This window comes from Shinella sp. (assembly GCF_052438155.1).
Classification (GTDB): Bacteria; Pseudomonadota; Alphaproteobacteria; order Rhizobiales; family Rhizobiaceae; genus Shinella.
Genome location: NZ_JBQVPI010000007.1, coordinates 121202 through 144633 on the forward strand (window position 1 = coordinate 121202; position 23432 = coordinate 144633).

At 63.4% G+C, this 23432-nt stretch carries 21 protein-coding genes and 1 riboswitch; of the genes, 10 read left to right on the plus strand and 11 right to left on the minus strand.

Annotated elements, in window-relative coordinates:
* Positions 1-99: 99 nt before the first annotated feature.
* Together ACT6VE_RS15085 and ACT6VE_RS15090 are read right to left on the minus strand one after the other, a co-directional pair.
* The gene (locus ACT6VE_RS15085; protein WP_444799386.1) at positions 100-531 is read right to left on the minus strand and encodes a DUF6678 family protein; all 432 of its coding nucleotides are present in this window, start codon (positions 529-531) and stop codon (positions 100-102) included.
* 255 nt (positions 532-786) lie between these two features.
* A complete protein-coding gene (locus ACT6VE_RS15090; RefSeq protein ID WP_444799387.1) occupies positions 787-963 on the minus strand; it encodes a hypothetical protein in 177 nt (58 codons plus the stop codon).
* Between the two features lie 177 nt (positions 964-1140).
* Positions 1141-1253: riboswitch (TPP riboswitch) on the plus strand.
* A gap of 39 nt (positions 1254-1292) precedes the next feature.
* Between ACT6VE_RS15090 and thiB the strand changes: the two genes are divergently transcribed.
* The 4 genes from thiB (at position 1293) to ACT6VE_RS15110 (ending at position 6356) form a co-directional block, all read left to right on the plus strand.
* Positions 1293-2300: a thiamine ABC transporter substrate binding subunit gene (thiB, locus tag ACT6VE_RS15095; protein WP_444799388.1), complete on the plus strand. Its 1008-nt coding sequence runs from the start codon at positions 1293-1295 to the stop codon at positions 2298-2300.
* A gap of 4 nt (positions 2301-2304) precedes the next feature.
* Positions 2305-3924: a thiamine/thiamine pyrophosphate ABC transporter permease gene (gene thiP, locus ACT6VE_RS15100; protein WP_444799566.1), complete on the plus strand. Its 1620-nt coding sequence runs from the start codon at positions 2305-2307 to the stop codon at positions 3922-3924.
* Entirely contained in the window at positions 3917-4636 is a 720-nt protein-coding gene (thiQ, locus tag ACT6VE_RS15105; protein ID WP_444799389.1) for a thiamine ABC transporter ATP-binding protein, read from the plus strand. Before thiP ends, thiQ begins: the two co-directional genes overlap by 8 nt.
* Before the next feature lie 295 nt (positions 4637-4931).
* A complete protein-coding gene (locus tag ACT6VE_RS15110; RefSeq protein WP_444799567.1) occupies positions 4932-6356 on the plus strand; it encodes a M48 family metalloprotease in 1425 nt (474 codons plus the stop codon).
* A 76-nt stretch (positions 6357-6432) separates the two neighbouring features.
* Here the strand turns inward: ACT6VE_RS15110 and ACT6VE_RS15115 are convergent, their stop codons facing one another.
* The 6 genes from ACT6VE_RS15115 to ACT6VE_RS15140 form a co-directional block, all read right to left on the minus strand.
* Complete coding sequence (locus ACT6VE_RS15115) at positions 6433-7293, minus strand: RNA polymerase factor sigma-32 (protein ID WP_444799390.1); 861 nt, start codon at positions 7291-7293, stop codon at positions 6433-6435.
* Between the two features lie 262 nt (positions 7294-7555).
* The gene (locus ACT6VE_RS15120; RefSeq protein WP_444799391.1) at positions 7556-8125 is read right to left on the minus strand and encodes a CarD family transcriptional regulator; all 570 of its coding nucleotides are present in this window, start codon (positions 8123-8125) and stop codon (positions 7556-7558) included.
* Between the two features lie 470 nt (positions 8126-8595).
* Positions 8596-8934: a ferredoxin FdxA gene (gene fdxA, locus ACT6VE_RS15125; RefSeq protein ID WP_444799392.1), complete on the minus strand. Its 339-nt coding sequence runs from the start codon at positions 8932-8934 to the stop codon at positions 8596-8598.
* Between the two features lie 183 nt (positions 8935-9117).
* A complete protein-coding gene (locus ACT6VE_RS15130) occupies positions 9118-9537 on the minus strand; it encodes an RNA-binding S4 domain-containing protein (RefSeq protein WP_444799393.1) in 420 nt (139 codons plus the stop codon).
* 3 nt (positions 9538-9540) lie between these two features.
* Positions 9541-12630: a helicase-related protein gene (locus ACT6VE_RS15135; RefSeq protein ID WP_444799394.1), complete on the minus strand. Its 3090-nt coding sequence runs from the start codon at positions 12628-12630 to the stop codon at positions 9541-9543.
* Positions 12631-12948: 318 nt separating this feature from the next.
* Positions 12949-13383: a DUF695 domain-containing protein gene (locus ACT6VE_RS15140; RefSeq protein WP_444799395.1), complete on the minus strand. Its 435-nt coding sequence runs from the start codon at positions 13381-13383 to the stop codon at positions 12949-12951.
* Positions 13384-13640: 257 nt separating this feature from the next.
* Here ACT6VE_RS15140 and ACT6VE_RS15145 point away from each other — a divergent pair, with 257 nt between their 5' ends.
* Positions 13641-13961, plus strand: coding sequence for a low molecular weight protein tyrosine phosphatase family protein (locus tag ACT6VE_RS15145; RefSeq protein WP_444799396.1), 321 nt, complete (start codon positions 13641-13643; stop codon positions 13959-13961).
* Positions 13962-14033: 72 nt separating this feature from the next.
* Here the strand turns inward: ACT6VE_RS15145 and thpR are convergent, their stop codons facing one another.
* A complete protein-coding gene (gene thpR, locus ACT6VE_RS15150; protein ID WP_069060709.1) occupies positions 14034-14615 on the minus strand; it encodes an RNA 2',3'-cyclic phosphodiesterase in 582 nt (193 codons plus the stop codon).
* Between the two features lie 82 nt (positions 14616-14697).
* Positions 14698-15342, minus strand: a complete 645-nt coding sequence (locus tag ACT6VE_RS15155) for an arylesterase (RefSeq protein ID WP_444799397.1) — start codon at positions 15340-15342, stop codon at positions 14698-14700.
* Between the two features lie 60 nt (positions 15343-15402).
* Between ACT6VE_RS15155 and ACT6VE_RS15160 the strand changes: the two genes are divergently transcribed.
* From ACT6VE_RS15160 to ispG, 5 genes are all read left to right on the plus strand, one after another.
* A complete protein-coding gene (locus ACT6VE_RS15160) occupies positions 15403-16119 on the plus strand; it encodes an ABC transporter ATP-binding protein (RefSeq protein WP_444799398.1) in 717 nt (238 codons plus the stop codon).
* Positions 16116-18668: an ABC transporter permease gene (locus ACT6VE_RS15165; RefSeq protein ID WP_444799399.1), complete on the plus strand. Its 2553-nt coding sequence runs from the start codon at positions 16116-16118 to the stop codon at positions 18666-18668. Before ACT6VE_RS15160 ends, ACT6VE_RS15165 begins: the two co-directional genes overlap by 4 nt.
* Before the next feature lie 188 nt (positions 18669-18856).
* Complete coding sequence (locus ACT6VE_RS15170; protein WP_444799400.1) at positions 18857-19600, plus strand: Bax inhibitor-1/YccA family protein; 744 nt, start codon at positions 18857-18859, stop codon at positions 19598-19600.
* A 252-nt stretch (positions 19601-19852) separates the two neighbouring features.
* On the plus strand, positions 19853-21046 hold the full coding sequence (locus ACT6VE_RS15175; protein ID WP_444799401.1) for an MFS transporter: 1194 nt from the start codon (positions 19853-19855) through the stop codon (positions 21044-21046).
* A 242-nt stretch (positions 21047-21288) separates the two neighbouring features.
* Positions 21289-22542, plus strand: coding sequence for a flavodoxin-dependent (E)-4-hydroxy-3-methylbut-2-enyl-diphosphate synthase (gene ispG, locus ACT6VE_RS15180; RefSeq protein ID WP_069060716.1), 1254 nt, complete (start codon positions 21289-21291; stop codon positions 22540-22542).
* Between the two features lie 62 nt (positions 22543-22604).
* On the opposite strand, the gene ACT6VE_RS15185 is transcribed toward ispG, so the two are convergent.
* A complete protein-coding gene (locus ACT6VE_RS15185) occupies positions 22605-23249 on the minus strand; it encodes a LysE family translocator (RefSeq protein ID WP_069060717.1) in 645 nt (214 codons plus the stop codon).
* Positions 23250-23432: the final 183 nt, after the last annotated feature.

A 23432-nucleotide genomic window follows, 5' to 3' on the forward strand; every position in this document is an offset into this window, starting at 1 on the left:
GATTAGTGCGATCGTGCGGCTGGTCAGGGGTACAAGCATGATCGGGCGCAGGTGAGGGTGCCTAAGCTTTGGCTTCTCAATTTGGAGGGGTTTGGAGCTTTATCTTTTGTAACCTTCGAACCGCATCCCTTGCTGCATTTCGATCAATGGGAAGTGGCCGAATCCACGAAGAGCTACGCGAAATTTATCCAAATCCTGCACGATCTGGCGTGGAGGGAGATTGTTGCTTCTTGGCCAACTGGCAATTTTGGGAATTTCTAACCACTCGATCGCTCGAAGTTCGACGGGACCGAACTCGTGTGTATCGATATAGGGTAGGGGGCACCACAGTGCGTTCTCTACTGGGATATGCATGACGTGAACGTCAACTACCTCGAGGAATTGGACAAGCATCTGGCTCTCCGGCTCTCGAGCTTTAGACAATCCCAAGAAGAGTTTGCGCCATTTTGTATCTGACATTAGTGCGCAAGAAAATTCTCTCCTCGCCAAGCGAGAGATGCGTTCCAGTTCCTCTCGTGTGTGAACACTCATAGTGTTTTTCTTGCGCCATTTGGTCAAGTTCGTCAACACACTCTTGTACTTAGCCGATCTACGGCACTCATGCCCACGGGTTCACTCCGGCGCATCCATTCGCGCTGGCGTTTGCCGTCTCAGTTGTCCCGTCGCTTGCGCACCATCATTCCGGGCCACCTTCAGGCAAGCCTCAACACACTGCCCTATCCAAAACAGCAAAAAACCCGGATGCAGGGACATCCGGGTTTTCGGGGAGGTCAGTGGGCGGTCGGCTTATTTGCAGACCTTGATCTTCTTGATGATGACGTTGCCGTAGTAGTCGTAGGACTTCACCTTCTTGATGAAGCAGTATGGCTTGTGGCCGTAGCTGTAGTAGCCGGCCTGCGAGGGGGCGGCGAAGGAAACCGCGGCGACGAAGGCGATGGCGGCGGAAAGGATGATCTTGCGCATGGGGTTTCTCCTGATCTCGGGGATGAGCCTCTCTCATCCGGTGATTGGACTTTCCCACATCGCTTCGCACCGCGCTGTTCCGCATGGAACAGGGTGCGACCGTGCCGTTTTACGTCACCCGGACGACGCGTGCCCGCAAAACTCTTGCGTACTGTCACAAGCGGGATTATGCCTTTTCCTGCTCTAACGGGGTGCTTGTGGGTTTCGATCCACGGGCTGAGAGGCGGTTTCGCCAACCCGAAGAACCTGATCCGGCTCGTACCGGCGGAGGGATTAGACGGCACATTCCAGCGCCCTATTCCCGTTTGTGAACAGACTAGGAGGCGCGGATGCGCAAGATTGTATTGTCCTCGATTGCGGCACTTGCCGTTTCCATCGCCTTTCCCGCCTTCGCGCAGGACAAGACGCTGACGATCTACACCTATGAAAGCTTCGTTTCCGAATGGGGCCCCGGCCCGAAGGTCAAGGAAGCCTTCGAAAAGACCTGCGGCTGCACGGTCGAATGGGTCGGCGTCGCCGACGGCGTCGAGCTGTTGACGCGCCTGAAGCTGGAAGGCGAGGGCACGAAGGCCGACGTGGTGCTCGGCCTCGACACCAACCTTATTACCGAGGCGAAGGCGACCGGGCTTTTCGAGGCGCACGGCCTGACGCCCGAGGGGCTGACGGTGCCGGGCGGTTTTTCCGACGATACGTTCCTGCCCTATGACTACGGCCATTTCGCCGTGATCTACGACACCGAAACGGTGAAAAATCCGCCGACGAGCCTGAAGGAACTGGTCGAGGGCGATCCGTCGCAGAAGATCGTCATCGAGGACCCGCGCACCTCGACGCCGGGGCTCGGCCTGCTGCTCTGGGTGAAGTCGGTCTATGGCGACAAGGCGAGCGAGGCCTGGGGCACGCTCAAGAACCGCGTCTTGACGGTGACGCCCGGCTGGTCGGAAGCGTACGGCCTGTTCACCAAGGGCGAGGCGCCGATGGTGCTGTCCTACACGACCTCGCCGGCCTACCATGTGATCGCGGAAAAGTCGGAGCGCTACAAGGCGGCCGCCTTCTCCGAAGGGCATTATGTGCAGATCGAGGTGGCCGGCCTGACGCGCACCTCCGACGACAAGGACCTGGCAAAGCAGTTCCTGACCTTCATGACCGGACCTGACTTCCAGTCGATCATCCCGGAAACCAACTGGATGATGCCGGCCGCCAAGACGAAGGAACCGCTGCCGGCCGCCTTCGACGCGCTGGTCAAGCCGGAAAAGACCTTCCTGATGGCATCGGACGAGGTGGCGGCGAACCGCAAGGCCTGGATCGACGAATGGCTGGCCGCGATGAGCGCCAAGTAACGTGATCTTCGCACGCGCTGAACGAAAGACATTGCGCGTCGCCGGGGGCCTTGCCCTCGGCGGCGTGCTTGCTTTCGTCGGCGTGGCGACGGTGATGCTGCTGGCGCATGCCGGCGGTGGCGATGCGCCGCGGTTCGACGCCTATATCTGGCGCGTGGCGCAGTTTACCCTGATGCAGGCGACACTTTCGACCGGGCTTTCCCTCCTGCTTGCCATTCCCGTCGCCCGCGCGCTGGCGCGACAGCGGGATTTTCGGGGACGGGTGTGGATCATCCGCCTCTCCGTCGTGCCGCTCGGGCTGCCCGCACTGGTGGCCGCGCTTGGCATTATCGAGGTCTGGGGGCGGCAGGGTGTGGTCAACGATCTGCTGCGGTTCGCTGGTTTGCAGAACCCGGTCAGCGTCTACGGGCTCGCCGGCATCCTGATTGCCCACGTCTTCTTCAACCTGCCGCTCGCCGCCCGCTTCCTGCTCGCGGCGCTCGACCGCATTCCGGCCGAATACTGGCTGTCGTCGGCCAATCTCGGCATGGGCGGCGGTGCCGTCTTCCGGCTGATCGAATGGCCGGTGATCCGGCGCGTCTTGCCGGGCATTGCCGGGCTCGTCTTCATGCTTTGCGCAACGAGTTTCACCATCGTCCTGACGCTCGGCGGCGGGCCGGCGGCGACGACGATCGAGGTGGCGATCTACCAGGCGCTGCGCTTCGATTTCGATCCGCAGCGCGCCGTGCTTCTGGCCTTCCTGCAGATCGCCGTGACGGCGGCGCTGCTCTGGCTGCTGTCGCTGTTTGTGCGTCCCCAGGAAGAAGGTGCGACGGCCGGCCGCGCCATCCGCCGTTTCGACGGGCGCCGGCGGCGCCTTGCCGATGGGGTCGTCATCCTCGTTTTCACGCTGTTCACCGCCGCGCCGCTCGCCGCGACCCTTGCCGCGGGGCTGGCTGCGGATTTCGGGCGGCTGGCGCTCGATCCGCTGCTGCATCGGGCGCTGCTGACCAGCCTTGCGATCTCCTTTGCTTCCGCGAGCCTCAGCCTCGCGATTGCCTTGCCGGTCGTTCTCGTGCCGCGGCTTGCGGAGGCGGGCGGTGCGGGTGCTGCGACGCGGGCGATGGGCCGCGCGCTGCCGGCGGTCGGTTCGCTCATCCTGCTCGTGCCGCCGGTCGTCGTCGCGACGGGCTGGTTTCTGGTGCTGCGGCTGTTCGGCGAGACGGGGCGGTTTGCGCCTGCCGTCATCACCGTCATCAATGCGCTGATGGCGCTGCCCTTCGTGGTGCGCGTGCTGGAGCCGGCCTATCGCACGCATCTTGCGCGCACAGCACGGCTGGCGCTCAGCCTCGGCGTCACGGGGATGCATCGCCTGCTATGGATCGACTGGCCGGCGCTCAAGAAACCGTTCCTGACAGCCTTTGCCTTTGCCATGGCGCTGTCGCTCGGCGATCTCGGGGCCGTCGCCATCTTCGGTGCCGAGGGTTTTGTCACGCTGCCCTGGCTGCTGTTCTCGCGCATGGCGAGCTATCGCACGGCGGATGCGGCGGGCATCGCGCTGATCCTCGGCCTGATATGCCTGGCTCTGACGCTGCCCTCGACGGCGGCGGAGCGTCCAACGGAAAGACCCTCCAGCGATGCCTGATACCGCCGTTCGCCTGACCGATGTCACCGTGCGCTTCGATGAGAAACGGCTGGCCTTCGATTGTGCCATTGCCGCCGGCGAAGCGGTTGCCGTGGCGGGGCCATCGGGGGCGGGGAAATCGACGCTGTTCAACGTGATCGCCGGTTTCCAGACGCCGGCGACGGGGACGGTAGCCCTTCTCAGTCAGGACATGGCGGCGCGCGAACCGGCGGAGCGGCCCGTCTCGGTCATCTTTCAGGACAACAATCTCTTCGCGCATCTAACGATTGCCGACAATGTCGGGCTCGGCATCCATCCGGGGCTGCGGCTCGATACGGCGGCGCGCCAGAGTGTTTTCTCGGCGCTCTCGCGCGTCGGCCTTGGCGGTTTCGAGCGACGCCTGCCCGGCTCGCTCTCCGGCGGCGAGCGGCAGCGTGTGGCGCTCGCCCGCGCGCTGGTGCGGCGCCGGCCGATCCTGCTGCTCGACGAGCCGTTCGCAGCGCTTGATCCTGCCATGCGGGCCGACATGGCAAAGCTGCTTCTGGAGCTTCGCGCCGAGACGAAGAGCACGATGCTGTTCATCACCCACCAACCGGACGATATCCGCCGGCTGGCCGACCGGGTGCTGTTTCTCGAGGACGGTGCGATCGTGCTCGACGAGGCGGCGCGCGACTTCCTATCGCGGCGGGAACCGCCAGGGGTTGCAAAATTCCTCGGTCATTCCGCGATTTAGCGGGTAGGGCGGGTTTTCGCCCTCGCCCGGTGCCACAATTTGGTCGCCCCCCTGTGTCACCGGAGCCACAAGGGAAGCGTTTGTCGAATAGGAGGTTGCCGGCCGGGTATGGTGCGTCTATCTCCTCTATTCGAGGACGCGAGGATCCGTGTTCGGACTGCACCGCAAGGTTGCTGTTCGGGCATGGGCTCCGTCAGGGCTGTGGGCGAGAGAAATGGCGAAAGCAATGCAGGACACTGCAGTGGTATCCGGACGCGGGGTTTTCAGACCCATCGCGGCGCTGCTGCTTGCCGGCATGCTGCTTTCCGGCTGCCAGTCGATCATCGAGCAGACCTACGAGCCGACGATCTCGCCATCGTCCAATCCGCAGATCGTCGACGAGGTGCAGAAGAACGATCCGCGCGCCCAGATGGGCGCGCGCGAGCATCCACGCATCGTCGCGAGCTATGGCGGTGAGTACAAGGACGCCAAGACCGAGCGGCTTGTCGCGCGCATTGCCGGCGCTCTGACGCTCGTTTCGGAAAATCCGAACCAGTCCTATCGCATCACCATCCTGAATTCACCGGCGATCAACGCCTTTGCGCTGCCGGGCGGTTATCTCTACGTGACGCGCGGCCTGCTGGCGCTTGCCAATGATGCGTCGGAAGTGGCGGCCGTGCTGTCGCACGAAATGGCGCACGTCACCGCCAATCACGGCATCGAACGGCAGAAGAAGGAAGAGGCGGAAGTCATCGCGAGCCGCGTGGTGGCGGAAGTGCTCTCCAGCAACATTGCCGGCAAGCAGGCGCTGGCGCGCGGAAAAATGCGCCTTGCCGCCTTCTCGCGCAACCAGGAGCTCCAGGCGGACGTCATCGGCGTGCGCATGCTGGGCGAGGCGGGTTACGACCCCTATGCGGCGGCGCGTTTCCTCGATTCCATGGCGGCCTATGCGCGCTTCACGGCGGTCGACCCCGATTCCGACCAGAGCCTCGACTTCCTGTCGAGCCATCCGAACGCGCCGCAACGCGTGGAGCTGGCGCGGCTGCATGCGCGGGCTTTTGGTGCGGAAGGCACGGTGGGCGATCGCGGCCGCGACTATTACCTCGCCGGCATCGACGGCCTGCTCTACGGCGATGCGCCGGAAGAGGGCTATGTGCGTGGCCAGACCTTCCTGCACGGCAAGCTCGGCATCCGCTTCGACGTGCCGGCCGGCTTCCAGATCGACAACAAGGCCGAGGCGGTTCTGGCGACGGGTCCCGGCGACGTGGCGATCCGCTTCGACGGCGTGGCCGACAGCCGCGGACAGGACCTGGTCAATTATATTTCAAGCGGCTGGGTGACGGGCCTCCGGCCAGAGACGATCCAGCCCATCATGATCAACGGGCTGGAGGGTGCCACCGCCAAGGCGGCGGCCGACCGTTGGGAGTTTGACGTCACGGTCGTGCGCATCGACAAGCAGATCTATCGCTTCCTGACGGCGGTGCCGGCGGGATCGAAGGCGCTGGAACCGACGGCCGCAACCCTCAAGGGATCGTTCCGCAAGCTGACGCCGACCGAAGTCGCCTCGCTGAAGCCGTTGCGCATCCGCGTCATTGCCGCCCGCGCCGGCGATACCGTGGGATCGCTCGCCGCGCGCATGATGGGGACCGACAGGAAGCTCGATCTTTTCCGGCTGATCAATGCGATGACGGCGACCAGCACGGTGCGGCCGGGCGAAAAGTTCAAGATCATCAGCGAGTGATTTGAGAGGCGCCTCGTTTGGGGCGCCGAGACCTTGGATCCTCGGGTTACGCCCGAGGATCCACTGGTACAACGCCTCACGCGTAGGCGAAATCGGTCGTCTTGCTCACCAGCACGGCTTTCAGCTTTTCCAGGGCGCGATTCTCGATCTGGCGCACCCGCTCCTTGGAAATGCCGAGAACGATGCCGAGTTCTTCGAGCGTCGCGCCGTTTTCCGCAAGGCGGCGGGCGCGGATGATCTTCATCTCGCGCTCGTTGAGCTGGCCGAGTGCTGCGTGCAGCCAGTGGTGACGCCGTTCGCCGTCGATGCTGCCTTCGGCTTGCTCGTCCGGCAAGGGGGCGTCGCTGGTCAGGAAGTCGAGGCGGCTGGAACTGTCGCCCTCGGCGGAGGAAATCGGCGCCTGAAGCGACAGGTCGGAGGAAGAGAGGCGGGCATCCATGGTGCGCACGTCGGCCGTACTGACGCCAAGGGCCGCGGCGATCTCCTGGTGCATGGCTTCCGCCGTCAGATAGGTATCGTCCCGGGCAAGGCGGGCGCGCAGGCGCCGGAGATTGAAGAACAGGGCCTTTTGGGCAGAACTGGTGCCGCCGCGCACGATGGACCAGTTGCGCAGCACATAATCCTGGATCGAGGCACGGATCCACCAGCTGGCATAGGTGGAAAAGCGCACCTGGCGCTCCGGCTCGAAGCGGGCGGCCGCTTCCAGAAGGCCGATATAGCCTTCCTGAACGAGATCGCCCAGCGGCAGGCCGAAGTTGCGGAACTTGCCGGACATGGAAACGACAAGCCGCATATGCGCCATGGCGATGCGGTTGCGGGCTTCCTGATCCTTGTTGTCCTTCCAGGCGTGGGCGAGGGCCTGCTCTTCCTCCCGTTCAAGATAGGGGGCCGACATTGCAAGCTTGATCATGCGGCGGTCTGCGGTCGTCGTAGCCATGGGGTCTCTCCACGTGAACCGAACCGATGCAAGGACGCCCGTTTCCAGGCATTCGCCTTGCACCCTGCTTGATGATGACGTTTCAGAAAGACCGACGGTTCGCCCGAAAGACCGATTTCGGGAAATAAAGTGATGACCTCACCCCGTGGCCGCCCGAAGCCGGTCGTCCTCGGGGTGTCAAACGGCTGTGCGGCAGAAAAGTTCCAAAGAAAAAGCCCGGCTGTTGCCAGCCGGGCTTTAAATTTGGAAGGCGCGCCCTAAATCAGGCCGCTTCGTCCTGGGAGTCGTCTTCTTCGATGGCCTTGCCGCGCTTCGGACCCTTGCTCAGGTTCGTCTCGATGAGACGAACGGCTTCGGTGTCCGACATCTTGTTGACGGCTGCGATTTCGCGAGCCATGCGGTCGAGGGCGGCTTCATAGAGCTGACGCTCGGAATAGGACTGTTCCGGCTGGTTTTCGGCACGGTACAGATCGCGAACCACCTCGGCGATCGAGATCAGGTCGCCGGAATTGATCTTGGCATCATATTCCTGCGCGCGGCGCGACCACATGGTGCGCTTCACACGGGCCTTGCCCTGGACAACCTTCAGAGCGCGCTCGACGAAATCGGTCTCCGACAGCTTGCGCATGCCGATGGTTACGGCCTTGGCAACCGGCACCTTGAGACGCATCTTGTCCTTTTCGAAATCGATGACAAAAAGCTCAAGCTTCATGCCGGCGACTTCCTGCTCGTCGATGGCGACGATCTGACCGACGCCGTGAGCGGGATAAACGATCGATTCACCGGTCTTGAAGCCATGGCGCGTGGAAGATTTCTTCTGCTGGGTCGTCATTCTGTTCAAATACTCCCTGTTACGCTCCCGGCGATGCCGGGTGGGTCCGGGGACCCGGGAAAGACGGGGACACCCTGGGGGGTGTCACCATTCTGGTCCGTCCGCCGACGCAAAAAGGTCCCCTAGCGACGCGATCACATGTGAGCAACCGAGGTTGCCTATGGGAGGTGAGCGACGTTGAGGGATCGTTTGCTTTCGTGGTGGTGTTCGGGCATGCGAAATGCCGCGATGTGGATCAGTATTCAGACCCTACCACAAAAAAGTGCCGAAATCAATAATTTGCTTCGCATGGGTCATCAAGCCTGCCCTATCGCTTTTTCGCGGGAGCATGCTTTTTTCCCCAGGTTCACTCGGCTGCTTGCGCGGGCCGGTGCGGTGTCGAAGGTCGGCGTCCGGGTCGCTATCGCGCCAACCTGTTGTTTTCCCGCACTGTGTGGGCGGCGGGCAAATGCGTTCGGCGACCGGGTGTCTCAGTCGCCCTGGCCGGGCTTCGGCGAGAAGTACTGCTCGTACTTGCCCTCGACGCCATCCATTTCCTTGGCTTCCGGCATGGCATCGCGCTTGACCGTGATGTTTGGCCAGATCGAGGCGAACTCGGTGTTGATCTTCAACCACTTGTCGAGGCCCGGTTCGGTGTCCGGCTTGATCGCCTCGGCAGGACATTCGGGCTCGCAGACGCCGCAGTCGATGCACTCGTCGGGATGGATGACGAGAAAATTCTCACCCTCGTAGAAGCAGTCGACAGGGCAGACTTCGACGCAGTCCATGTATTTGCAGCGGATGCAGTTGTCGGTCACGACATACGTCATGAGTCACTCCAGAATAGTCATAAGGCGGCGGAGCCGTCCGCCACCGCAGAACCTGTCACGCGATCGGCCTGCCGGACGGGAATGCCGCGCACGCGCAGGCTGTCCGGAGGCTGAGGTAAAGGCTTTGGGGGCGCTTTGCAAGGGTAATACATGCGTCGCCGGGCACATGCGAGGTATAGAATTCTAATCCTCGTCTTTGCCGGAAAAACCATGCAGGCGGTCGGTTTCCCGGCGTTCCCGCTTGGTCGGCCGGCCTGCACCGCGCTCGCGCGTTGCCTGTTCGTAGAGCGAGCGTTCCTCGCGCGGCGGCGGGGGCGGCGTCATGTCGCTGTAGAGGTGGCGGGCTTCCTCATAGGGGCCGCGGCGCTCGCCGGGCAGAAGCATCTTCACGATCATGTCATGCGGATCGAGCGAGAGCGTGATCACATCGCCCGGCCGCACCATGTGCGAGGGCTGGCGGACTTTGACGCCGTTGATGCTGACATCGCCCGCTTCCACGAATTTCGCGGCAAGCGAGCGGGATTTTCGCAGACGCGCGAAGAACAGCCACTTGTCGATGCGCTGTCGCGCCTGACCTGCCGGCTGTTCTTCGTGTCGCGCCATGGCTTACTTCTTCAGCTGCTCCTTGAGCGCAGCCAGCTTGGCGAAGGGCGAATCCGGGTCGATCGGCTTTTCCTTGCGGGGTGGCCGGGCCTCGAATTTCGCCTGCTGCGGCTTGGCCGCGCGGTCGTTGCGCTCGCCGCGATCCGGGCGATTGCCAGCCTGCGGCTTTCCGTCGCGGCCCTTGTTCTGGTCCGGACGGCCACGGCTGCCTTCACGACGTTCGCCGCGCTCGCCTTGACGCTCGCCCCGCTCACCGGCTGGCTGGTTGCGATTGCGGTCGCCGCCGCGGCGTTCGCCCTGGCCCTGACGCTCGCCGTTGTTGCGATCACCCTGGCGTTCACCGCCATGGCGATTGCCCTGGCGCTGGTTGTTGTCGTGGCGCGAGCCCGGACGCCAGAGCAGAACCGGCTTGACTTCGACCGGTTCGCCTTCGACGGCAGCTTCCGTTGCGACCGGCGTTTCTGCGGTGGCTTCGGTCTCTGCGGTCGGCGCCTGCTCGGCAATTGCGTCTGCAGCCGGCGCTTCGCTTTCGGCGTCCGACGCGTCGGCGTCGTGTTCGTCCGTCGTTTCGCTGGTTGCTTCAGCCGTCTCGGCGGTCGCATCCGCCGGTTCGGCGGCGGCAACAGCTGCGGGTGCTTTCGCGGCGAGGAAGGCAGCGGCCTCCTCGGGCTTCACGCTGTCGGCGCGATAGCCGAGACCCTTAAGGATCTCTTCCATATCGTCCGGCGTCGCGCCCAGGATGGACAGCATGGCGGTCGTTGCCGTGAAGCGGCGGCCGTCATAGGCGCCTTCCGGACGTGGCGTGCCCGGCTTCCACTGCAGAAGCGGGCGGATGAGATCGGCGAGGCGCTCGAGAATGTCGATGCGCACGGCGCGCTTGCCGAGGAAGCGGAAGCCGGCGAGCTTGTAGAAGGCGCGCTCATAGGTCGGATCGGTAACGACCGAGGTGCGGCCGGCGGCCAGCACCGGAATGAGGTCGCCGTAACCCGGCTTGTCGATCCCGTCGTTCTTCAGCGCCCAGAGCAGGGTGATGAGTTCGGCCGGCGCCGGCTTCAGGAGTGCCGGCATGAAGATATGGTAGGCGCCGAAGCGGATGCCGTGCTTGCGCATGGAAGCGCGGGCGTCCTGGTCGAGCGCTTTCACATCATCCGCAACGTCGCGGCGGAACAGCACGCCGAGATTTTCGACGAGCTGGAAGGCGAGACCCTTGGCGAGGCCTTGCAGGTCTTCCGCGCGCGAAAGATCGTCGAGCGGCTTCAGCACGGTCGCGATGTGATGGTTCACGTAGCGCTCGATGCGGGCGGCGACGTGGTCACGCGCATTGCCGGTCAGCTGCTCGTCGGAGAGCAGGATGACGCGCGGACGCATGATATGGTCGGAGGGTGCCAGACGCGCGACGGGATCGCCGAGCCAGCGCACCGTGCCATCGGAGCCGAGCGCGAGGTCGGCATTGCCGCTCGCATGCAGGCGCGCGGCACGAGCCTCGAACTCCAGCGCAAGCGCCTTATGCGCGGCAGCCTGTACGGCCTTCGCATCGGGTCCTTCCGTTCCGGAGACGAGCGTGAACCGAAAACCGGCCAACTGCCCGACATGATGTCCTTCAACGAAGACATCGCCATTCACACTGATTTCAGCTTCCAACATCGCATTCTCTCTCAGGCGCTTCATGAGCACAGATGTCCTGCGATCAACAAAGCGTTTCGTCAACCGTTCATGTAGCGCATCGGACAATCGGTCTTCGATTTCCCGCGTCTTTTCCTGCCAGTGTGTCGGATCGGCAAGCCATCCGGGCCGATTCGACACATAGGTCCACGTCCGTATCTGCGCGATTCGCGCCGAAAGCGTGTCGATTTCACCGTCGGTTCTATCAGCCCGTCGGACCTGTTCCGCCATGAAATCTTCGTTAACCGTACCGCGCTTTACGAGGTCCGCATAGAGCGCCGAAATGAGATCGGCGTGCTGGGCGGGCGCGATGCGACGGTAGTCGGGAAGCGCGCAGGCCTCCCAGAGTTTTTGCACGCGCTCCGGCGTCGTCGCGAGGTCGCGCACGTCCGGATAGCGCGACAGGTGTTCCAGCGCCTGCTGGTCGACGGCGGGCAACGCCCGCGTCAGGCCGGCGATCGGCGGCGCGGCGTCGAGCGACTTGCGCAGCGTCACGAGCGACGAATAGTCGAAGCGCGTGGTGCGCCATTGCAAGACTTTGACGGGATCGAACTGGTGCGTCTCGATGCGCTTGACCAGTTCGTCGTCGAAGGGATCGACCCGGCCCGTAATGCCGAAGGTGCCATCGCGCAGGTGCCGGCCGGCACGGCCGGCAATCTGGGCGAGTTCGGCGGGGTTCAGATTGCGGAACTGGTAGCCGTCGAATTTCCGGTCCTGCGCGAAGGCGACATGGTCGACGTCGAGATTGAGCCCCATGCCGATGGCGTCGGTGGCGACGAGATATTCGACGTCGCCTTCCTGGTAAAGCGCGACCTGGGCGTTGCGGGTGCGCGGGCTCAGCGCGCCGAGCACCACCGCAGCCCCGCCGCGCTGGCGGCGAATCAGCTCGGCGATCGCATAGACCTCATCGGCGGAAAACGCGACGATGGCGGTGCGCTGCGGCAGGCGGGTGATTTTCTTCGAGCCGGCATAAAAGAGCTGGGAGAGGCGCGGCCGCTCGATGACATGGATGCCGGGCAGCAACTGCTCGAGGATCGGCTTCATGGTGGCCGCACCGAGCAGCAGCGTCTCGTCGCGGCCCCTCAGATGCAGCACCCGGTCGGTAAAGATATGGCCGCGCTCGAGATCGCCGGCGAGCTGCACCTCGTCGATGGCGACGAAGGAGGCGCGCGTCTCGCGCGGCATGGCCTCCACCGTGCAGACCGAAAAGCGCGCCATATGCGGCGTGATCTTCTCCTCGCCGGTGACGAGCGCCACATTGTGCTGCCCGACCTTCTCGACCACACGCGTATAGACCTCGCGCGCAAGAAGGCGCAGAGGCAGGCCGATAATGCCCGTCTCGTGTGCCACCATGCGCTCGATTGCGTAGTGGGTCTTGCCCGTATTGGTCGGGCCGAGCACCGCGGTGACCCCGCGGCCGCTCAAGATCATGGGTGCTTGCGACAAGTCACATACCGGTTGTTTCAACATCAGCCGGACGCATCCGGCAGGCAACAGATGCCCATCGGGGGCCGCGATGGCAAGGGGGAAGGCGAAACTGCGTGTTTTTCCGGGTCGTTCGCCGGCTCGTGGAACGGGTGCGGAACGAAACGGCGACGAATCGCTGACTCGGGCGGATTCAGGGTTTGTTCACCACAACGGGTGGACGGGATTGGTGCGGTGGGGGCGAAATGTTGAATCGGATCAAAGCGTAAGTCTGACTAGCTCCAGCGGTGATCATTTGATCAGTTTGGCACGGCGATTTACCGTTTAATGTGGCGCGCGCACCCCCTCTACAAAGTTTTTGTGGAGGGCCCAGTCCGGCTCGTAGAAATGCATAATTTCGATGGGATAGAGCGGTTGCATTTCTAGCATCTGATTCATTTGAACCATCCAGTCATCGAAATCCTTCACATACCAGTGCCACTCCTTCCGGTTGTTCCCAGTTACGATCAACACCAAGCGTCCCACGGTGTTCACGTCCAAAGTTTCGAGAGCATCTTCGAATGCAATTTGCGCGATGTTGGTGTCGCTGTTAGGCATTCCATTCGATTGAGAGTCGTAAGGCCAAACAATGGCTACATGATTCGGCAAATCGGCTTCGCGGACTCCTGTGGGCACAGCCGACAGACTTCGAAAAATCAGAGGTTTTTCGTCCTCTTCACCACTCGCCAAGAAGAAAACGTCTTCCGATTTGACAGCCATGATTGAATTCGCCCCAAGGTTTGCGGAGAACGAGCCGTCCCTGCGGACCGCTCATGCCAGATTGCGGCACTACTTTACCAAACGTTTGCAAACCTTACGGTAGGGCCGTCTCAATCGGACCCAATGGTCGCGCGACTAGCTTCGTATGGTGGAAAGACTTCTCACGGCAGGTCCGGCTAACTGCCGAATTGCTTCGACGGCATTAATGTGAAGCTATGTAGGGTCGCCGGCGTTACAGACAGCAGAAAGAGGAAACGGTGAAAAACGTCTTGTTTGTGTGCAGCCAGAACAAGCTTCGCAGCCCGACTGCCGAACAGGTATTCGCAAGCTGGCCGAACATCGAAACCGCGTCGGCCGGCACGAACAATGACGCGGAGAATCCGCTTTCGGCAGAACAGATCGAATGGGCTGATATCGTCTTCGTGATGGAGAAAACGCACCGGAGCAAGATCCAGGGCAAATACCGCGCCGCACTCAAGGGCAAACGGTTGATCTGCCTGCACATCCCGGACGACTACGACTTCATGGATCCCGCCCTCATTCGGCTATTGGAGGCCAAAGTCCCTCAGCACCTTTAGGCTCCGCGCAGCAACCGCGCCGAGAGGGGGCTTTGGTCAGGTCGGCATTTGCGCGCCTGAAGGCCAGACCTATCAAACCGGATGGTCGTGCAGGTCCGCGCCGTCCCAGCTGCCGCCCGATTCGTAGAGCGGGAAGACCTCTTCGGTGACGTAAGGCCCGCCGCCCACCGATTCCTTCGACGACATCAGCACGAAGCGGTTCACGGTGAAGGTGTTGGTGTAGAAGTTGCCGCGGCCCGAGAGGTAGTGGGCGACGTCTTCGGGGCGGGCGTTGCGCAGGCGCGCGAGGGTGACGTGGGGGGTGAATTTGCGGGGGTCGGCGGGTAGGCCGAGGCGCTGGCAGATGCGCTCGATTTCCGCCTGGAGGGCGTACATTTCCGGGGCCTGGGTGACGCCGGCGAAGACGGAATGGGGTTTCTTCGAGCCGAAGGAACCGATGCCGGACAGGCCCAGCTGGAATTCGGGGCGCTCGATGCGATCGAGCTTGTCGACCACCTCGTCGGCGGTGCGGCCGTCTATGTCGCCGATGAAGCGCAGGGTGATGTGAAAGTTCTCGACGTCTATCCAGCGGGCTCCGGGGAGGCCACCTCTCAGTAACGAGAGGCTCATGGCCGCGTTGCGCGGCACTTCGAGGGCGATGAAAAGTCTCGGCATGGCGACCTCTCCACACTGGAATGTACTGTCAGCGAATCACGCAACCGCTTTTTGCGCAACCCTTATTTCGCACCCGCGAAAACTACTCCCCTGCCGTGATCGACTTGAGGAAGGTTTCCGCGGCCGGAAGCATGGTCTTCACCATGACGTCGACGCCCTGCGTGTTGGGGTGCATGCCGTCCTCGAGCTGGAGGTCCGCCTTGGTGACGACGCCGTCGAGGAAGAACGGATAGAGCGCCACGCCGTGTTTGTCCGCCATGCGCTGGTAGATGCCGTTGAAGCGTTCGCCATATTCCGGGCCCATGTTCGGGGGCGCGATCATGCCGGCGAGCAGCACGGCGATGCCACGCTCCTTCAGGCGGGTCAGCATGGCGTCGAGGTTCTTTTCCGTCTGTTCCGGCGGAATGCCGCGCAGTGCATCGTTGGCGCCGAGTTCGAGGATGACGCCCTTCGTGCCGTCCGGGATCGACCAGTCGAGACGGGCAAGACCGCCCGACGTGGTGTCGCCGGACACGCCGGCATTGGCGACCTCGACCGCGAAACCCTTTTCGCGCAGCGCCGCCTCCAGCTTGACCGGAAAGGCATCCGATGCGGGGAGTTGATAGCCGGCCATCAGACTGTCGCCGAAGCCGACGAGCTTGACCGGCTCGGCCAGGGCGTTGCCGGCGGATAACAAAGCTGTGATTGCAAGTGAGGCGAAAATCGAAAGCGCCGCTTTAAACGACATAGTGCTGATCCTAGATTGCTGGCATTCCAGTTGTTCCAACAACATATAGGGCAGAATTCCTTGGCCAAAACCATCATCGATCTTAAAAATGCCGATCTCACCCTCGGGAGGGCTGCCGCCTCCGTGCATGTGCTGAAGGGAATCGGCCTGTCGATCGATGCGGGCGAATCGGTCGGCATCGTCGGACCGTCGGGGTCCGGCAAGTCGACATTGTTGATGGTGCTGGCCGGTCTGGAACGGCTCGACAGCGGTGAAATCCATATCGATGGCGCCGGCCTGCATGGCATGAGCGAGGACCAGGTGGCGGATTTTCGCGGCCGCAACATCGGCATCGTCTTCCAGTCCTTCCACCTCATTCCCAACATGACGGCGCTGGAAAACGTCGCAGTGCCGCTGGAGCTTGCCAATGTGCGCGATGCCTTCGAGATCGCCCGGCGCGAACTGACGGCGGTCGGGCTCGGCGAGCGCCTGTCGCATTATCCCGGCCAGCTCTCGGGCGGCGAACAGCAGCGCGTGGCGATTGCGCGCGCACTGGCGCCGGCGCCGAAACTGTTGATCGCCGACGAGCCGACGGGCAATCTCGACACCGAGACCGGCCGGCAGATCGCCGATCTGCTGTTTGCCAAGCAGGCCGAGCGCGGCACGACGCTGGTGCTGGTGACGCATGACGTCACGCTTGCCGCCCGGTGCAGCCGGCAGGTCGCCATGCGCTCCGGCGAGATCGTGTCCGGTGCAGCACCTCTCAGAGCCACGCTTGCAGAGGTGGTGCCGGCATGAGGGTCGGCACGGTCCTGAAACAATTTCCGCTGGCTATCCGTCTGGCGCTGCGCGAAATGCGCGGCGGCCTGAAGGGGTTTTATATCTTCCTCGCCTGCATCGCGCTTGGAACGGCGGCGATTGCGGGCGTCAATTCCGTATCGAGCGCCATCACGCAGGCGATTGCCTCGCAGGGGCAGACGCTGCTGGCCGGCGATGTGCGCTTCGAGTTCAACAACCGCTTTGCGACGCCCGAAGAACTGAAGCATTTCCAAAACCTTGGCGATGTCTCGCTGTCCACCGGGCTGCGCTCGATGGCGCGCCTGCCTGACGGCTCCGACCAGACGCTGGTGGAGGCGAAGGGCGTCGATGGCGCCTATCCGCTCTACGGCACGCTGGAAACCTTGCCGCAGCAGCCGGCGAGCCAGCTGTTTGCCAAACAGGGCGAGGCCTTTGGCGCTGTGGTGGCGCCGCTGCTGCTGGACCGGCTGGGCATTGCCGTCGGCGACGAGATCCTGCTTGGCACGGCGAAGCTGAAGGTAACGGGCACGCTGGTGCGCGAGCCCGATGCGGTGTCGGAAGGCTTTGGCTTCGCGCCGCGCCTGATGCTGTCGGAAGCGGCTTTGCAGGCGAGCGGCCTCGTGCAGACCGGCAGCCTGGTGGAAAACGCCTATCGCGTCCGGCTTGCCGATCAGGATGTGCCGCTCGCAAAGGTCCGGGCCGATGCCAACAAGGCCTTCCCGAAGGCCGGCTGGTCGGTCCGCACCGCCAACAGCGCCGCACCCTCGCTGACCACCAACATCACCCGCTTCTCGCAATTCCTGACGCTGGTCGGCCTGACGGCGCTGATCGTCGGCGGCGTCGGCGTGGCGAATGCCGTGCGGGCCTATCTCGATTCCAAGCGCTCGGTCATCGCGACCTTCAAGTGCCTCGGTGCGCCGGCCTCGCTGGTGGCGCTGATCTACCTGACGCAGATCGCGCTGATTGCGGCCGTAGGCATCCTGATCGGCCTTGTTGCCGGGGCGCTGATGCCCATGGTGGCGATGCAGTTCCTCGAAGGCGTGCTGCCGGTGCCGGCGGAGGCGACGCTCTATCCGTCCGCCCTGCTGATCGCCGCCGTCTTCGGCCTGCTGACGGCGCTCGCCTTCGCGATCATGCCGCTTGGCCATGCCCGCGAGGTGCCGGCGACTGCACTGTTCCGCGAACAGGGTTTTGAAGCCGGCCGGCTGCCGAGCTGGCCCTATGTGCTGGGGGCGGCGATCTTTCTTGCGGCACTGGCGGGGCTGGCGATTTTTACCGCCTATGACCGTTATATCGCGCTGGTCTTCCTCGGCGCCATCGCCTTTGCCTTCGTGGTGCTGCGTGTCGTCGCCATGCTGATCACGGCGCTGGCCAAGCGCAGTCCGCGGGTCAATTCGCCGTCGCTGCGCCTCGCCATCGGCAATATCCACCGGCCGGGGGCGCTGACCTCCTCCGTGGTCCTGTCGCTCGGCCTTGGCCTGGCGCTGCTCGTCACGCTGACGCTGATCGACGGGAACTTGCGCCGCGAACTCACCGGCAACCTGCCGGAGCGGGCGCCGAACTTCTTCTTCGTCGATATCCAGGGCAGCGAACTCGACGGGTTCCGGCAGGTGCTGCAGTCCAACATGCCCGATGGCAAGATCATCGAGGTGCCGATGCTGCGCGGCCGTGTCATGGAGCTGAACGGCGTCGACGTGGCGAAGGTCAAGGTGCCGCCGGAAGGGCAGTGGGTGCTGCGCGGCGATCGCGGCATCACCTATGCCAAGCGCACGCCGGAAAATTCGACGCTTGCCGAAGGCGAATGGTGGCCGGAGGATTACTCCGGCGAGCCGCTCGTCTCGTTTGCGGCGGAGGAGGGGCGGGAACTCGGCCTCAAGATCGGCGATACCGTGACGGTCAGCGTGCTCGGCCGCAACATGACGGCGCGCATCGCCAACTTCCGCAATGTCGAGTGGGAATCGCTGTCGATCAACTTCGTCATGGTTTTTTCGCCGAACACCTTTGCCGGCGCGCCGCATGCGTGGCTGGCAACGGTGATCGATCCGTCGGCGACGGCCGAGCAGGAGGCCGTGACGCTGAAGGCGGTCACCAACGCCTATCCGACCGTCACCAGCGTGCGCGTCAAGGATGCGCTCGACGTGGTCAATGAGCTGGTCGGCCAGCTGGCGACGGCGATCCGCGCCGCGGCAGCCGTGGCGCTGATTGCCTCGATCCTCGTGCTGGCCGGCGCGCTTGCCGCGGGCAACCGGGCGCGCGTGCATGATGCCGTCGTGTTGAAGACGCTGGGCGCCACGCGCGCCACGCTGATCCGCGCCTTCAGCTACGAATATCTGATGCTGGGGCTGGCCACTGCGATCTTCGCGTTGTTTGCCGGGGGTGTGGCGGCCTGGTTCGTGGTGAGCCGGATCATGACGCTGCCGTCGAGCTTCCTGCCGGATGTCGCTCTCATGACGGTGGTGACGGCGCTCGTCCTGACCGTCGGCATCGGTCTTGCCGGCACGTGGCGTATTCTGGGACAGAAGGCCGCGCCGGTGCTGCGTGAGCTTTGAAATCGCAAGGCCTTCGGCTCGCGCAAGGGTCGCGGGTCTTGTGCGAGACACAATTCATGCGCATATTTACTACAGGCAAGCTGGAGCCCCGCAGCGGTTGCCTGGACCCCGCAAGCGCGCCGAACGATCGGAGCGAACAAGCGGGAGCCCGACACCGTCTATTCCAAGGGGCTTTATGAGAGGAAAACATGGCTGATCTTCGCAACTACCAGACCCGAACGGCGAATGCCGGCGCCCAGGCCGGTGCCGTCATCGACCAGGGCCTGCGCACCTACATGCTCCGGGTCTACAACCTGATGGCCTTCGGTCTCGCGATCACCGGTCTTGTGGCGTATTTCGCCTCGCAGGCCGCCTTCGCCGATGGCCAGCTGACCGCGTTCGGTCAGGCGATCTATGTGAGCCCGCTGAAGTGGGTTGTCATGCTCGCCCCGCTGGCGCTGGTCTTCTTCCTGAGTTTCCGCATCCACACGATGAGCGTTGCCGCCGCGCAGGCAACCTTCTGGGTCTATGCCGGCCTGATGGGCCTGTCGCTGTCGTCGATCTTCCTGGTCTATACCGGCGCCAGCATCGCGCAGACCCTCTTCGTCACCGCCGCCGCCTTCGGCTCGCTGTCGCTGTTCGGCTACACGACGAAGCGGGACCTGTCCGCAATGGGCTCGTTCCTGGTGATGGGCCTGTTCGGCCTGATCATCGCCTCGCTCGTCAACCTGTTCCTGCAGTCCTCGGCGCTCGACTTCGCGATCTCCGCGATCGGCGTGCTGGTCTTCGCAGGCCTGACGGCCTGGGATACGCAGAAGATCAAGGAAATGTATTTTGAAGCCGACGACGCCGCCGTGGCCGGCCGCAAGGCCATCATGGGCGCGCTGACGCTCTACCTCGACTTCATCAACCTCTTCCTGTTCATGCTGCGCTTCCTCGGCAACCGCAATTAATGCCGGCAGCCGGATGGCTGATCACGAAAACCCCGCCGGTGACGGCGGGGTTTTTCATTTTGGGAGGCACACCCTTTCCATCGTCGCTGGTCGCGGCTACCAACGGCGAGCTCTCCATCGCCGCTCCCTACTCGGTCTTGCCGTGATCGAGGGGATGCGAACGACACGGAGGTCGCCGCGCTGACGGTGGCCAGCATCGAAACTCTCAGGGCCGGCTGAATGCCTGGCCCATATTCCACAAACGGATCTTCCATGACGACGCCCGACAATGCCCTTGCCGGCAAATCCATCGCCAAGACCTATTTCCCGTCGACGCGGCTTGCCGTCTCCGGCCTCTTCCTGCTGAACGGCACCTTTGCCGGCGCCTGGGCGCCGAAGATCCCGGAATTCGCAAGCCGCCTCGATCTATCCGAATCCGGGCTCGGCCTGATGATCATGTGCTTCGGCATCGGTTCGCTTGTTCTGATGCCGATCGCCGGCATCCTGATCGCCCATTACGGCACGACCCGCACGATGAAGGGGGCGACGATCCTCTTCCTCTCGACGATGCTGCTGCTCTCCATCGCGCCGAACATCCCGGTCGGCGCCGTCGCCATCTTCTTCTTCGGCGGGCTGATGGGCGCGATGGACGTCGCCATGAACGGCAATGCGGTCGAGGTGGAGAAATCCATGCGGCGCGCCATCATGTCGTCCTGTCACGCCTTCTGGAGCCTCGGGGCCTTCATCGGGGCCACGACCGGCGGTTTCCTGATCGAGCGGTTCGGCGTGATGGGCCATGCGGGACTGCTCACCGTGGTCGGTGCCGTCGCACTCGTGTTCATCTGGCCCTTTGTCCTGCACGACGCGCCGCATCCGAACGAGGAACGCCAGAAGGTGCGTCTGCCGATGACGTTGCTGCCCTGGCTGATCGGCCTCATGGCGCTGTTCTCCATGGCACCCGAGGGTGCGATCCTAGACTGGGGCGCGCTTTACATGCGTGACGAGCTTGGTGCGTCGCTGGCGCTCTCGGGCTTCGCCTTCGGTGCGTTCTCGCTGACCATGGCCGTCATGCGCTTTGCCGGCGACCATGTGCGCGATCGGTTCGGCGCGGTGAAGACGCTGCGCTTCTGCACCATCATGGCGATGATCGGCATGGTGCTCGCCGGCGTGGCGCCGAATGCCTATGTCGCGGTGATCGGCTTTGCGATCTGCGGCGTCGGCATTTCCAACATGGTGCCGATCGCCTTTTCCGCCGCCGGCAACCTGCCGGGCTTTGCGCAGGGCGTGGCGCTGTCGGTCACGACCGTCATGGGCTATTCCGGCTCGCTGTTTGCACCGTCCATCATCGGCTTCATTGCCGAGCATACCGGCTTTGCCATCATCTTCGCGCTGCTGCCGGTGCTGTTCATCGTCGTATTGCTGCTGTCGCATCATGCGGTGCATGCGGATGTGCGCGATCACCGTTGACGGCAAAACGACGCGCGGCGATCAAATCGTCGCGTGTCCCAAAGCAATTCCAGCAAAAGTGCGCAGCGGTTTTGCGTCCGGAATTGCGCCAAAACAAAGAGATAGAGCGTTTTCGCTTCTCGGAGAAAAGCGGAAATGCTCTGACCCTTGCGGTTGACAAGCCCCGTTTCCTGATCCACCTGAAGGCAAAGGCCGCGCGCCAAGGCTCGCGTGCAGCCGCTTTTCGAGCAAGAGGCTCCATTATGTCCTTTTCCTTCGACTTTGAACCGAAGCCGCGGCGCCAGTCCGTCGGGGTCGATGTCGGCGGCGTGCTGGTCGGCGGCGGTGCGCCGGTCGTCGTGCAGTCGATGACCAATACGGATACGGCCGATATCGACGGAACGGTCGCCCAGGTCGCGGCCCTCCATCGCGCCGGTTCGGAGATCGTGCGCATCACGGTCGACCGCGACGAGAGTGCGGCGGCGGTGCCGAAAATCCGCGAGCGCCTGCTGCGTCTTGGCCTCGACATACCGCTTGTCGGTGACTTCCACTATATCGGCCACAAGCTGCTCGCCGATCACCCGGCCTGCGCCGAGGCGCTGGCGAAGTACCGTATCAATCCGGGCAATGTCGGCTTCAAGGAAAAGAAGGACCGGCAGTTTTCGGCAATCGTCGAGACGGCGATCCGCCACAACAAGCCGGTGCGCATCGGCGTCAACTGGGGCTCGCTCGACCAGGAGCTTTTGACGCGGCTGATGGACGAAAACCAGGCAAAGGGTTTTCCGCTGACGGCCCAGCAGGTGATGCGCGAGGCGATCTGCCAGTCGGCGCTGCTCTCGGCGGATCTGGCGGAAGAAATCGGCCTGCCGCGTGACCACATCATCCTGTCGGCCAAGGTCTCCAACGTGCAGGATCTCATCGCCGTCTATGCGATGCTGTCTTCCCGCTCCGACCATGCGCTGCATCTCGGCCTGACGGAAGCCGGCATGGGCACCAAGGGCATCGTCGCCTCGTCGGCCTCGCTCGGCATTCTCTTGCAGCAGGGTATTGGCGACACGATCCGTATCTCGCTGACGCCGGAGCCCGGTGGCGACCGCACCCGCGAGGTGCAGGTGGCGCAGGAACTGCTGCAGGTCATGGGTTTTCGGCAGTTCATTCCGGTGGTGGCCGCCTGTCCGGGCTGCGGACGCACGACTTCGACGGTGTTCCAGGAACTGGCGCAGAAAATCCAGGACGACATTCGCAAGAACATGCCGGTCTGGCGTGAAAAATATCCGGGTGTCGAGGGTCTCAAGGTCGCGGTCATGGGCTGCATCGTCAACGGGCCGGGCGAAAGCAAACACGCCGATATCGGCATCTCGCTGCCCGGTACCGGCGAACTGCCGATCGCGCCGATCTATGTCGACGGCAAGAAGGCGATGACGCTGCGCGGCACCAATATCGCCGGCGAATTCGAGACGCTGGTCAACGACTATATCGAAAAGCGCTACGGGCAGGGCCAGGCGGCGGCCGAGTAAGCTTTCTCAGGCGCCACGCCGGACGGAAAACCGCTTCACACTTTTCCTGGCGCGGCTCAGACTCAGAGCCGCGTTGTCAAAAGCTTGAAGCCTGCAAAAGCGAAGAAGGCGGCCATGACGCCTTCGATGGCGCGACGCGACTTGAGATAGGCCCGGTGCACGGGGCCGAGCGAGAAGACCAGCGCGAAGCCGAGGAAGACGCAGACACCCATCACCATGCAGCCGGCGATGAAGGTGATCATCACACCGCCCGGCGCGCCCGGCGGCATGCCGAGCGATGTCAGCATGATCCAGTTGAAGATCGCCTTTGGATTGGTGATGTGGATGCCGAGGCCCTTGAGATACTGCCGGCGCGGCGATAGCGGCGGCATGGCCGCCATCTGCGCGCGATAGACTTCCTCGCTCTTGCGCGCCGCCCTGTAGGCGTTCCAGGCGAGCCACAGCAGATAGCAGCCGCCGACGATCTTCAGCACGATGATCGCCTGGCCGTAGGTGCGGATGAGGGCGGAAAGGCCCGATGCCGTGAGGATCGCCCAGATGTAGGAGCCGGTCAGCACGCCTGAGGCAAGCGCCAGCCCGGCGCGGCGGCCCTGGCTGATCGAGGTCGCGATGATGGCGATGATCGCCGGTCCCGGCGAGGCCGTCGCGATGAAATAGGCGGTCCAGGCGACGGCGAGTTGCGGCAGGTAGGGTGTGATGTCGGTCATGGTTCACCGGTGGATGTCGGTGGACGATAGCCGATCGTGTTTTCCCCTCCTAGCTGGAGAATTGCACCACATGTCACCTTCGACCGGCGAGGTCGAACATCCCCCACATAACGCCCCTGGGGGCCCCAAAACCCCCAGGGGGGTAGGGGGAGCGCGGCGGGGGGGGTGGTTATACCCCCAAAA